Raw genomic sequence first — 12,173 nt, forward strand, 5'->3', positions numbered from 1 at the left:
ACTTGGGTCACTCGATTGGAATAATGAATGACAGTTTCAGCAACGCAAGCGCTAAACAAGTGCCAAGATCGCCGGGAGCAAGTCATCCAGGCTGCGGCACAAGTATTTCTGAAAAATGGTTATCAACATGCCAGTATGGAAGCTATTTCATGCGAGGCCGGAGTTGCGAAACAAACGCTCTATAATTACTTTGGCAATAAAGAAGCCTTATTTGCTGCCACGGTGACGCAGCTATGTCAACATAAGCAACAACAAATGTTGATTGCCAGTCAACGTGACGATATAGAGCATACATTGAGAGTTTATGCAGAGCGTTTGCTTGATGACTTGCGATGCCCAAAAACTCGGGCTTTATTTAAAATGATGGTCAGTGAAGCCATACACTTTCCTAGACTAGGGCGCCTGTTCTTCGAAGTCGGAATACAACGCGACATCGACATATTGAGAGAATTCATTGAACGTCAATGTCAGGCAGGCCGAATTACCGCATCGCACCCCGAGAGGGCTGCACTTTTTTTTCATGGTGCTTTAAACGCATACTTCAGGCCTAAAAGCATGATGCTAGGTGAGGCGCTGGATTCAGAGAATTTGAATCCGTATATCGACTACTGCATTGAACAGTTTATGCAGCTTCACGCCACTCAGTCAGGCGCCGCAAATACGAAGTAGTCATGAGGAAACATGATCATCAAGAACGTCTGGCGTGACCTTCGGTTGAAAATGTGCCCCACTTCATCACCTTGGTGGTGGCGCGCTTGTATCCTCACGGGCAGCGTGCTTCTGGGTCTGTTAGCCTATGAGCATCGTCAAAACACCCATTCAGCATCATCAAACGAACCTCAAACTGAGCTCAAGATAGCCACCATGTGGGTGGCCAACCCACAATTTTCAGGTTACTTGCAGGCCATCCATAACCAATTATATAGGCAGCAAGGATTGGACGTTTCACTGCTGCCTTATCAAGATGATATGGATGTTCGTCAGCAAGTTCTTGAGGGCAAGGCTCAATTTGGCGTCGAGACAGGCGAGCAGATTATGCTGGCGCAAAGTCAGGGAGATCCGTTAGTTGCCATTGCCGCCATTTTCCGGTTAAACCCCGTCGCGTTAGCCGTTAAAAAATCCAAAAATGTACACCATCCAGAAGCACTCAAAGGACTGAAGATTGGCACGCTTCCAGATGGCACAACCACGATGCTCAAAACACTATTGGCTCATTACGGAATGACCGAAGCCGATGTCTCGTTGGTTCCCGCCGGTGCCAATATGCTGCAACGCTTTATTAGAGGTGAATTAGACGCCATCCCAGTATATATATTCGATGAACCATGGTTGCTGGACCAAAAATCAGTTCCTTATAATCTTTTATTATATCAAGATTATGGTATTGATACTTATGGCGACACACTATTCACAACTCAGTCCATGATTCAACAACACCCAGACGTCGTGAAGCACTTCGTACAAGCCTCGATTGAAGGCTGGCGTCAAATCATTGCCAACCCGGCGGAGCTGCTACCCCAACTAACGCCTCAAATGTCGCCACAATATCAAAATCCCCAACAAAACATATATATGCTTCGCCAAGCGATCCCTCTTATTTATACCGGTGTAGGGCCAATGGGCTGGATGGAACGGCGACGATGGCAGGATATTTATGAAATCCTCCAAAGCCAGCACATTATCGAGCACTCCATAGACCCAAGAAATGGGTTCACTAATCGTTTTCTTATTTCAACAACGCCATGAACGCTCTGTCATGGAAAGATCCATTATGAAGGCCTTGTTACGTCTGCTCAGTACATTGAACCCTAGATACCACTTCCGGGTCAGGATGATCATTTGGATTGTATCTGCAGCACTGTTACCCACACTGCTGGTGATCGGGCTCGTACAACTCTATGGCCGTGAAGCTCTGATAACGCCTCAGCTAGAGCAATTACAGGCTTTAAGTCGCCATAAAGCTCAGTTGCTGGAACAATGGAATGAGCAGATGGAGGCCGACCTATTCAAAATCTCGATCACCCCAGAGTTACAACGATCATTTACTTTATCCCCGCCCTTGAACAAAGAGATAAAAAAGCAGCTTAGGCAGCAACTCACACCTTTTATTGCCCCCTATGGGGCTTTTCTTGAAGTCTTTGTCATGGACCTGAAGGGCGAAATTCAACTCTCTTCAGACCCAACACAGGAACGCAAGATTAAGCGCTCACGCCCCTATTTCCGATTTGGACAATATGGGCCCTTTCTACAAAGCAGCTACTACTCTCTCAGCCTAGGCCAAGCGGCATTAACACTAAGCCGTCCGTTACTGAGCCCAGATGGTCAAAGAAAGATTGGCGTCATCGCCGCACGAGCAAACCTAGCGCGCCTTAACGAACTCGTCCAAGGCCCTATCAGTAGCCACCAAAGTGTTATTAAAACTTATTTAATTAACCCGTATGGCTTTTTTATCCCACCGAACAATACATATGACATCAACAAACCACTCAGGCGTATACAAGCTGATTCACCTGTTTATGCATGTTTGTCCGGCCATATGGGCAATAGTCACTATTTGAACCCTCATGGCGAAGGCGTTTTAGGGAGTTACATTTGGCTAAATCGCTTATCTATGTGTGTATTGGTCGAAATGATGGAAAGCAGCACCCCTTCACCCGATGACATTTTTAAACACTATTTCCTGCCAACCTTTGCCTTGCTTATCCCACTATTGATATTACTGGGCTGGCATGCTTCTCGACGCTTAACCGCCTCAATCCACCAATTAGCGGCAACAGCTAAAGAACTTGGAGAAGGTCATCTTGAGGCACGCACGCCCCAAATGGGGCATGACGAAATTGGTATGCTCGGTCGCACGTTAAATAGCATGGCGGAACAGCTTCAGGTCAGTCATCGGCAACAGGCTTACCATCTGATCGCTTTAGAAAATGCTAAAAAAGAAGCCGAAGCAGCCAACATGGCCAAAGGTGAGTTTCTCGCCACAATGGGGCATGAAATACGCACACCTCTTAATGGCGTCATTGGTATGTTAGGCCTTCTACAAGAAGGTCAACTCAGTGAAGAGCAGCGCCAACAAGCAGAGGTGGCCGAAGAATCCGCCCAAGCATTGCTTAAACTATTAAACCAGTTATTAGAAATTTCTCGTTTAGATCGAGGGCATATCGAGCTAAATCAAAGCCCGACGGACTTGCACCGACTATTAAGTGGTGTCTTGGAAAGCTTTCGTCCCAGCGCTAGAGCCAAAGAACTCACACTCCAATCATCTTTTGCTTTAAATAGCTGTGGACACCAGCAGCCTTTACTCGATGCAACCCGGCTACGCCAAGTCTTAAGTAACTTATTGGACAATGCGTTAAAATTCACTGATCAAGGTAAGATCTCCTTGAATGCAAGTATTCAACCGCTATCAAATAACCGAGCTCGCTTACATATCAAGGTTCATGATACGGGGCCCGGTATATCCCCGACTCAACGCCACCATATTTTTAAGCCTTTCCATCAGGCCGATAACTCTTCCACTCGAAGGCACGCAGGTTTAGGCTTAGGGCTCGCGATTAGCCGACGTATCATGGAAGCGATGGGCGGCACGCTCGATGTTTCCTCCACATTCGGGCATGGCTCGACGTTTATTGTCGCACTCGATGTACCACTGACCCTTGAATGACTATCGTTCATTGCCCTTGACCGCTTAAAGATCCTCTCAGATCATGAGATCTGTTATGATGCTTTTAATCAATAGGAAAATAACGATATGACTGAAGGGGGTCCGGAATACCGTGATCAAGGTCCTGATTGTGGATGACCATCACCTCATTCGGACGGGGATTCAGCGTATGCTGGCCGACGTCGATGGATTGAGTGTTGTCGGGGAAGCTGAAGATGGAGAGCACAGCATCGCAAAAGTGCGAGAGCTGTCGCCTGACGTCGTGCTCATGGATGTCAAGATGCCAGGTATTGGAGGCATTGAGGCCACGCGTAAAATAACGCGCGCCTATCCCGACACCCGTGTCATTGGCCTCACGGCTTATGGCGAAGATACTTATGCCCAGCGCCTGCTACAAGCGGGAGCCAATGGCTATCTCACCAAAGGTGCCAGCTTGGACGAGATGGTTCGAGCCATTCGAGTCGTCAATAGTGGTCAGTCTTATATCGATCCGACCATTGCCAGTACACTTGTCACCAAACAACTGCAAGGGCAAGGACAAAACCCCTTTGATGTTCTCTCCGAACGAGAAATGCAAGTCGCGTTAATGATCGTCAACTGCCAGCGAGTGCAAGAGATTGCAGATCGCTTATTCGTCAGCCCTCGGACGATTAACACTTATCGCTATCGTATTTTTGAGAAGCTTGATATCCGCAACGATGTTGAGCTCACACATTTAGCCATGCGGCACGGTTTGATTGAAATCGATATGCCCAATACCTGACTCAGGCCCAACTCATGGCATTGCATACTAGATGCCAGTGCATACTAATTTGATTATCTAGTGACGTAGGCACAAGAGGTTGCTAATTTTCCATGCCAGATCTCACATTTGACGCTAAAGCCTTTCTCAAAACAGTAACCCGGGCCCCAGGCGTTTATCAAATGTATGATGCCGACAAACAGTTACTTTATGTCGGTAAAGCAAAACAACTTAAAAACCGGTTATCTAGTTACTTTAGGGACTCAGGCCTATCACCTAAAACAGCAGCACTCGTTGCCCGTATTGCGGATATCGAAGTGACTGTCACACGCAGTGAAACGGAAGCTTTACTACTAGAACAAAACCTGATCAAGCAATCACGTCCTCCCTTTAATATTTTGCTCAGGGACGATAAATCTTACCCTTATATACACTTCACAGCCCATACTTACCCAAAGATTGGCATGCGAAGAGTGCGCCATAAACGCGGCCCTGGGCGCTGGTTTGGCCCTTACCCAAACTCGGGTGCCGTGCGCGAAACCCTGAGCATGCTCTATCGAATTTTTCGGTTACGACAGTGTGATGATGCCGTTTTTAGCCATCGCAGTCGCCCCTGCTTGCAATATCAGATTAAACGCTGCTCTGCTCCTTGTGTTGGCTACATTACGCCAGAACATTACGCACAGGATATCGAGGATGCCGCGTTAGTTTTATCAGGGAAGAGTGAAACCGTTAGCGACATGATGGCTGACCGCATGGAGGCCGCCTCAGAGCAGCTTGATTTCGAACAAGCGGCCCTCTATCGAGATCGTATTATTCAGCTACGAGAGCTTCAAGTTCAGCAAGATGTCGATACCGGCTCCGGTGATGTTGATGTTTTTGCCATAAGTTCACAGCAAGGAGCTTACTGCATCAGCATGCTACAGATACGCCAAGGGCGGTTATTAGGGAGCCGTCATTTCCATCCAGATAACCGATTGGCACTCAGTGAAGAAGACACATTAACTGCAGCCATTGCACAGTATTATTTTACAGCAGAGGATCAAGATATCCCGAGCGAACTCCTAATCAATCACTCACTCAGTGAGCAGCCGTTAATTGAGCAAGCATTTCACACCCAGTTTGGACAGACCCCCCGAATCGCTCATAACGTCAGAAGTCAGCGAGCACGATGGGTTGAGCTGGCCACCACTAATGCGGAACAGCAACTCCAAACCCGTTTAGCACGTGACAACCAGATGCAAGTGCGATTTGAATCTTTAAAAGAAGCCTTGTCTCTTGACTCAGTCCCTGAACGGTTGGAGTGTTTCGATATCAGTCATAGTCATGGAGAGGCCACAGTCGCTTCGTGTGTTGTATTTGATCAAAATGGCCCTCGTAAATCAGACTATCGACGTTTTAACATCGAAGGCATCGAAGCTGGCGATGATTATGGCGCCATGCAGCAAGCATTAGAGCGACGTTACAGTCGGCTGCAAGGTGATGATGCCCCGATGCCGGATATATTAGTGATTGACGGTGGTAAGGGGCAGTTGAATATGGCGCGGAAAGTGTTAACTGATTTAGGTATCGTGAACGTTATTCTTTTGGGGGTCGCCAAGGGCACAACACGTAAGCCAGGGCTAGAAACACTCTTTCTTGAAACCGTCGACAATGCCATAACACTTCCGCCTCACTCCCCTGGCCTGCACCTCATTCAACATATTCGAGATGAGTCACATCGTTTTGCGATCACCGGGCACCGGCAACGGCGTGATAAAGCGAGAAGAAGCTCCGCACTGCAGGATATCCCCGGTGTAGGGCCTAAACGGCGACAGGCACTGTTACGCCATTTTGGCAGCCTGCAAGGCGTTGCGCAGGCCAGCATGGAAGCCTTACAAAAAGTCCCGGGTATTAATCGCCATCTCGCCGAAGATATCATTGCAGCATTACGCCCTAAAGACTAACGCCCATAAGATATACGCTGTCAAGCCGTTACAAGCTGCGCTGTCTGCGTTACATTAGCCGATGTAATTACAAGGCTGAAGGCTCATGAATTTTCCAACTTTTTTGACGTTACTCCGGATCGTCGTCATTCCACTTCTGGTTGTCATTTATTATTTACCCTTTGAGGGTCGACAATCAGTTGCCGCAATCTTGTTTGCGGGCGCCGCGTTTACCGATTGGCTCGATGGGTATCTTGCCAGGCGCTGGAACCAAACCACGCCCTTTGGCGCTTTTCTAGACCCAGTGGCAGACAAGTTGATTGTTGCCGTAGCACTTGGGGTCTTGATTGAAGTTCACAGCAGCTGGTTACTGACATTTCCTGCTTTGATTATTATTGGGCGCGAAATCGTTATCTCTGCACTACGTGAATGGATGGCAGAACTGGGACAAAGAGCCAATGTCGCCGTGTCTTATATTGGAAAACTCAAAACATCTGCCCAGATGCTCGCGATCGTTGTTCTTTTAGCTAACCCTCCGGGTAGCCTATACGCCGACATTGGTTTGGCACTACTTTATCTCTCAGCAGTGCTGACACTGTGGTCTATGATGCTCTATTTGCGAGCAGCATGGCCTTATATGATGCCGACCAAGCATTCAGACCAAAGTGAAAGCTAACGATATGAAAAAAATGAAAAAAATGGTTTGACATCAAATCACTTATCCCTATAATACGCCCTGTCTTCAGCGGGAATAGCTCAGTTGGTAGAGCACAACCTTGCCAAGGTTGGGGTCGCGAGTTCGAGTCTCGTTTCCCGCTCCAGAAAGACGAGGCTGGGTGGCAGAGTGGTCATGCAGCGGACTGCAACTCCGTGTACGCCGGTTCGATTCCGACCCCAGCCTCCATTAATTTAAGCATTATCTTCAGTTGTTATCTCGCCCGGGTGGTGAAATTGGTAGACACAGGAGACTTAAAATCTCCCGATCCTGAGGATCGTGCCGGTTCGAGTCCGGCCCCGGGCACCAAATACGAAGATAACGCTTAAACTAAATTCTGATAAATCCTCCCCTTTGGCTATTTTGACGCCATCCAGTAGTTTAAGTCTTCCCTAATATTAAAGATCGAATTAATCATCACATACACCCAATATAAAGCGGTGTTTTTATCATTGAGCAGTCACCCCCTGCCTTAAGATGCCTGCACTCAGATTTTGCACCTATCCCTTAAGAAGACGCTATTTCTTTGAGGCCTAGCACCTTGATATACGTAAAAATCTCCCCATTTCTTTAGGATATTATTTCTAGCTCAAAAGGATATCTGATGGGGGCTGCAAAAAAGTTCTATCATCTCGTTGCCAATGAAGAGGATGCCCGCACCTGCCAAGATATTCCGGATAGCGATTGTCACAAGATCCCCGGCAATTTCTTGCGTATCACGCTCAGTTTAATGCTGACAAAACTGGCCGATGAAATTTCAAGTGCAAAAACTGTATTACCCTGGCTGATGAGTTTAGTCGGTGCTCCTCATGCTCTTGTGGCTTGTCTTGTGCCCATCCGAGAGTCAGGCTCTTTATTACCTCAGCTTGCGATCGGCAGCTGGGTAAGAGAACACCCTATACGTAAATACTTTTGGTCTTTGGGAAGCGGAGCGCAGGGGTTATGCGTCATCGCAATGATCATCGTAGCGCTTGTTTTAAAAGGCGCCTTAGCTGGCTTCTTAATATTGGGACTGCTGATCATACTCAGCCTAGCTCGAGGCTTATGCTCTGTTTCGATAAAAGATGTTCAAGGCAAAACGATACCTAAAAATCGACGCGGACGACTGACAGGTTTAGCGACAACATGCTCAGGAATACTGGCCATCATTCTCTCTATTGGCCTCTTGGGCGGATCCCACCAACTCGATACTCTCTCTGGAATGTGGTTACTCGGCATCGCCGGTTGCTGTTGGTGTGTCGCAGCCCTAATCTTCAGCCGCGTCAATGAACAACCCGGCGCGACCGAAGGTGGCAATCACGGTTTAAAAACAGCCTTTTCACGCCTAAAATTGATTAAAGAAGCACCTGACTTTAGAGGCTTTGTCATCAGCCGAAGTCTATTACTGGCCTCTGCCTTAGCCGCCCCCTACTTAATGCTGCTCTCACAGCAAGATGGTCACTCAATCAGTCAGCTAGGTGGCTTTTTACTTGCCTCAAGCTTAGCCAGTGCGTTAAGTGCCAGCATTTGGGGCTGGCTTGCAGACAGGTCAAGCCGTCAGGTGATGCTCGTAGCCGGCATGTTAGCTGCAGTGTTATGCATAGGCATCGCCATCATCGCTATGATCGCTGACGGTTGGAGCAGCGGACTAACATCACTGATTTATCCCACGGCGTTTTTTATTCTATCGGTTGCACATGCGGGAATACGTATTGGCCGGAAGACCTATCTCACCAATATGGCAGAAGGTAATCGTCGGACAGATTATGTTGCCGTCAGCAATACACTCATCGGAGTTGTCTTGCTGCTGATGGGAGGGGTAACCGCCGCATTATCAAGCATCTCCATTGCCTTAACACTGATAGTGCTAGGGGCAATGGCCCTGACCGGCTGTATAATGACTTATCACTTGGCAGAAGTTGAGTAACTGAAAGCCAAACCAAAGCCCCGGCAGCCACTATCCTATGGGCTGCCGGGGCCAGCATGACTCAATTATTAGTCTTCAGGCATTTCAAGTGGCTCTGGTGACACAATAACGCCGTTATTATCAGCATAGATATAATCTCCAGGCGCAAAAACAACGCCACCAAAAGTCACCGGAATCTGGTATTCACCGATGCCTTTTTTAACCGATTTCATCGGATGACTCCCTAATGCCTGCACGCCAAGATCTAATTGAGCAATCACATCGACATCGCGGATACAGCCATACATCAAAATACCTTCCCAGCCATTTTTTTGCGCTTTTTCGGCCAGCATATCCCCTAGCATCGCACAGCGATGCGATCCTCCTGCATCCACGACCAGTACTTTACCTTGACCAGGTTTATCAACCTCCTCGCGAACCAAAGAATTATCTTCGAAGCATTTGATGGTCACAATCTCACCACCGAAAGATTCTTTCCCACCAAAGTTAACAAACATAGGTTCAACAACATCAATTAGGTCGGGATAAGCATCGCACAAGTCCGGCGTCACATAATTCATGGTGTATGCTCCTTTTCAGTCAAAATAAATTGATCTCAAGCTTACTATATTCAAAACGCATCGTGCTCAAAACGCACTATACCCAAAACGCGCTATTCCCAAATCAACTAATAAAAAGCCCCGCTTTCGCAGGGCTTTGGGTATACAGTCACGAGCGAGAGTATCTCATCTGCGGCTTAGGCGTCTGACTCGGACTGAGCCAGAGAGAACCAAGTCTCCATCACCGCATCAGGATTCAAGGACACTGAATCAATCCCTTGCTCCATCAACCAATGTGCCAGATCAGGATGGTCTGAAGGGCCTTGTCCGCAAATGCCGACATATTTACCGGATTGCTTACAGGCCTGTATCGCCATCGACAGCAAACGCTTAACCGCCGGATTCCGCTCATCAAACAAGTGGGCCACAATGCCCGAATCGCGGTCCAGGCCCAAGGTCAGCTGAGTGAGATCGTTAGAGCCAATCGAGAAGCCATCAAAGTACTCAAGGAACTCATCTGCAAGCAAGGCATTAGCAGGAAGCTCGCACATCATGATCAGTTTCAGATCATTATCGCCTCGTTTAAGGCCATTCGCCTCCAGCAGCTCAGACACACCTTTAGCTTCACCCACCGTGCGCACAAAGGGCACCATGATTTCGACATTCGTTAACCCCATTTCATCACGCACCTTCTTCAAAGCTCGACACTCAAGCTCAAAGCAATCACGGAATGATTCTGAGATATAGCGAGAGGCTCCACGGAAGCCCAGCATGGGGTTTTCTTCACCAGGCTCATATAATTTACCGCCAATCAGATTCTCATATTCATTGGATTTGAAATCTGAAAGTCGCACAATTACGCGCTTGGGCCAAAAAGCAGCGGCCAGAGTACTAATACCTTCAACTAACTTTTCAACATAGAAGTTGACGGGATCATCATAGCCCGCAATGCGCGTTTGAATACTCTTTTGAAGATCAGAGGGCAGAGTGTCAAACTCTAATAATGCCTTCGGGTGAACCCCAATCATACGATTGATAATAAACTCTAAACGGGCTAACCCGACGCCTTCATTAGGCAAGGTGGCAAAGCCAAAAGCACGATCAGGATTACCAATATTCATCATGATTTTGAAGGGTAAAGGAGGCATCGCGTCGACACTATTACTGTGCATCTCAAACTCAAGCCGACCTTTGTAAATATGCCCAGTATCCCCTTCTGCACAAGATACCGTGACGGTTTCACCATTTTGGAGTACATCTGTGGCATCGCCACATCCGACAACCGCCGGAATACCCAGCTCTCGCGCAATGATCGCGGCGTGACAGGTACGCCCACCCCGGTTGGTCACGATTGCTGAAGCACGCTTCATCACCGGCTCCCAATCAGGATCGGTCATGTCTGTGACCAACACATCACCGGCTTGTACTTGATCCATTTCCTCGGGCCCAGTCACAACCCGAACATCACCAGCCCCAATGCGCTGCCCAATGGCACGCCCCTGAGTCAGAATCTGGCCCGCTTCTTTGAGTAAGAAACGCTCCATAACATTTCCCGCATCACGGCTTTTGACTGTTTCAGGGCGCGCTTGAACAATGAATAACTTTTGTGAGTCACCATCCTTCGCCCACTCAATGTCCATCGGGCGTCCGTAGTGCTCTTCAATAATTAACGCCTGACGAGCAAGGGCTTGAACTTCTTCATCAGTAATGGAAAAGCGGTGGCGATCAATTTGTGCAACATCCACGGTACGCACTGACTTGCCTGCAGAGGCTTCTTCACCGTACACCATCTTGATTAATTTGCTACCAAGGTTACGACGCAAAACAGCATGACGACCTGATTTCAAAGTAGGCTTATGGACATAGAATTCATCAGGGTTAACCGCACCTTGTACAACCGTTTCACCTAAACCATAGGCACTGGTCACAAAGACAGCATCTCGAAAGCCTGACTCAGTATCCAAAGTGAACATCACACCGGAGGCGCCGGTCTCAGATCGGACCATTTTCTGCACACCTGCAGAAAGTGCAACCAGTGCATGATCAAACCCCTGATGGACGCGATATGAGATCGCCCGATCGTTAAACAAAGAAGCAAATACTTCGTGAACGGCTTGCTTGACGGCATCAAACCCTTCGATATTCAGGAAAGTTTCTTGCTGACCCGCAAATGAGGCATCTGGCAAATCTTCTGCTGTCGCGGATGACCTGACCGCCACTTTAAGGCTTGGTTCTTGAGCCAACATTTGCTCATAAGCATCACGTAAGGCCGCTTCAAGCGCAGGAGGAAACGGGGTTTCAATAACCCAGCGCCGAACTTGTTCACCCGTTCTCGCTAATGCCGCGACATCATCAACATCTAGTGAAGACAACGCCTGATTGATGCGCTCATTGAGGCCTTCATGCTGCAAAAACTCACGGTAAGCATCCGCGGTTGTCGCAAAACCATTGGGAACAGAAACCCCAGCTGCCGCCAAATTACTGATCATTTCCCCTAAAGAGGCATTCTTGCCGCCTACTTTCTCAACGTCATTCATGCCCAGCTGATCAAACCAGATCACATACTTGTTCAAAACGCGTCTCCCCTAAAGCAGCGTTGCAATCACGCACGGCATTGCGACAATAGTTAAGTTGTCAATAAAGCGTCACTAAACCTTCGCACTTGCCTAGGCCTAAGTCGCT

General features: G+C 48.0%; 9 protein-coding genes and 3 tRNA genes. 10 read left to right on the forward strand and 2 right to left on the reverse strand.

What is annotated here, in order from left to right; genetic code table 11:
• The first annotated feature begins 27 nt into the window (after positions 1 to 27).
• From BFW38_RS07465 to BFW38_RS07510, 10 genes are all read left to right on the forward strand, one after another.
• Entirely contained in the window at positions 28 to 669 is a 642-nt protein-coding gene (locus BFW38_RS07465; protein ID WP_068997828.1) for a TetR/AcrR family transcriptional regulator, read from the forward strand.
• Between the two features lie 12 nt (positions 670 to 681).
• Positions 682 to 1,746 carry an ABC transporter substrate-binding protein gene (locus BFW38_RS07470; protein WP_068997829.1) on the forward strand — a complete coding sequence of 355 codons (1,065 nt, stop codon included), beginning with the start codon at positions 682 to 684 and terminating at the stop codon, positions 1,744 to 1,746.
• A 10-nt stretch (positions 1,747 to 1,756) separates the two neighbouring features.
• Positions 1,757 to 3,664 (forward strand): sensor histidine kinase, encoded by a 1,908-nt coding sequence (locus BFW38_RS07475; RefSeq protein ID WP_175400949.1) that lies wholly within the window; start codon positions 1,757 to 1,759, stop codon positions 3,662 to 3,664.
• Between the two features lie 112 nt (positions 3,665 to 3,776).
• A complete protein-coding gene (gene uvrY / locus BFW38_RS07480) occupies positions 3,777 to 4,427 on the forward strand; it encodes a UvrY/SirA/GacA family response regulator transcription factor (protein WP_068997831.1) in 651 nt (216 codons plus the stop codon).
• 92 nt (positions 4,428 to 4,519) lie between these two features.
• Positions 4,520 to 6,352 carry an excinuclease ABC subunit UvrC gene (uvrC, locus tag BFW38_RS07485; RefSeq protein WP_084004520.1) on the forward strand — a complete coding sequence of 611 codons (1,833 nt, stop codon included), beginning with the start codon at positions 4,520 to 4,522 and terminating at the stop codon, positions 6,350 to 6,352.
• Between the two features lie 85 nt (positions 6,353 to 6,437).
• On the forward strand, positions 6,438 to 7,007 hold the full coding sequence (gene pgsA, locus BFW38_RS07490; RefSeq protein ID WP_068997832.1) for a CDP-diacylglycerol--glycerol-3-phosphate 3-phosphatidyltransferase: 570 nt from the start codon (positions 6,438 to 6,440) through the stop codon (positions 7,005 to 7,007).
• Positions 7,008 to 7,076: 69 nt separating this feature from the next.
• Positions 7,077 to 7,152: transfer RNA gene (locus BFW38_RS07495), tRNA-Gly, on the forward strand.
• 9 nt (positions 7,153 to 7,161) lie between these two features.
• Positions 7,162 to 7,235 (forward strand) — tRNA-Cys (locus BFW38_RS07500).
• A 32-nt stretch (positions 7,236 to 7,267) separates the two neighbouring features.
• Positions 7,268 to 7,355, forward strand: a tRNA-Leu gene (locus BFW38_RS07505).
• Between the two features lie 295 nt (positions 7,356 to 7,650).
• A complete protein-coding gene (locus BFW38_RS07510; RefSeq protein WP_068997833.1) occupies positions 7,651 to 8,952 on the forward strand; it encodes an MFS transporter in 1,302 nt (433 codons plus the stop codon).
• A gap of 68 nt (positions 8,953 to 9,020) precedes the next feature.
• Here BFW38_RS07510 and rraA read toward each other — a convergent pair whose 3' ends face one another.
• Both rraA and ppsA read right to left on the reverse strand, forming a co-directional pair.
• Positions 9,021 to 9,512 (reverse strand): ribonuclease E activity regulator RraA, encoded by a 492-nt coding sequence (rraA, locus tag BFW38_RS07515; protein WP_068997834.1) that lies wholly within the window; start codon positions 9,510 to 9,512, stop codon positions 9,021 to 9,023.
• A gap of 176 nt (positions 9,513 to 9,688) precedes the next feature.
• Complete coding sequence (ppsA, locus tag BFW38_RS07520) at positions 9,689 to 12,064, reverse strand: phosphoenolpyruvate synthase (protein ID WP_068997835.1); 2,376 nt, start codon at positions 12,062 to 12,064, stop codon at positions 9,689 to 9,691.
• Positions 12,065 to 12,173 lie beyond the last annotated feature (109 nt).

Origin of the sequence: Terasakiispira papahanaumokuakeensis, from assembly GCF_001709345.1 — a bacterium.
Taxonomy (GTDB): Bacteria; Pseudomonadota; Gammaproteobacteria; order Pseudomonadales; family Halomonadaceae; genus Terasakiispira; species Terasakiispira papahanaumokuakeensis.

Bases quoted from the DNA above. Each gene is read 5' to 3' on its own strand.
- BFW38_RS07510 (WP_068997833.1), top strand. From the start codon at position 7,651: ATGGGGGCTGCAAAAAAGTTCTATCATCTCGTTGCCAATGAAGAGGAT.
- rraA (WP_068997834.1), bottom strand. From the start codon at position 9,512: ATGAATTATGTGACGCCGGACTTGTGCGATGCTTATCCCGACCTAATT.
- BFW38_RS07470 (WP_068997829.1), top strand. From the start codon at position 682: ATGATCATCAAGAACGTCTGGCGTGACCTTCGGTTGAAAATGTGCCCC.
- pgsA (WP_068997832.1), top strand. From the start codon at position 6,438: ATGAATTTTCCAACTTTTTTGACGTTACTCCGGATCGTCGTCATTCCA.
- uvrC (WP_084004520.1), top strand. From the start codon at position 4,520: ATGCCAGATCTCACATTTGACGCTAAAGCCTTTCTCAAAACAGTAACC.
- BFW38_RS07465 (WP_068997828.1), top strand. From the start codon at position 28: ATGACAGTTTCAGCAACGCAAGCGCTAAACAAGTGCCAAGATCGCCGG.
- BFW38_RS07475 (WP_175400949.1), top strand. From the start codon at position 1,757: ATGGAAAGATCCATTATGAAGGCCTTGTTACGTCTGCTCAGTACATTG.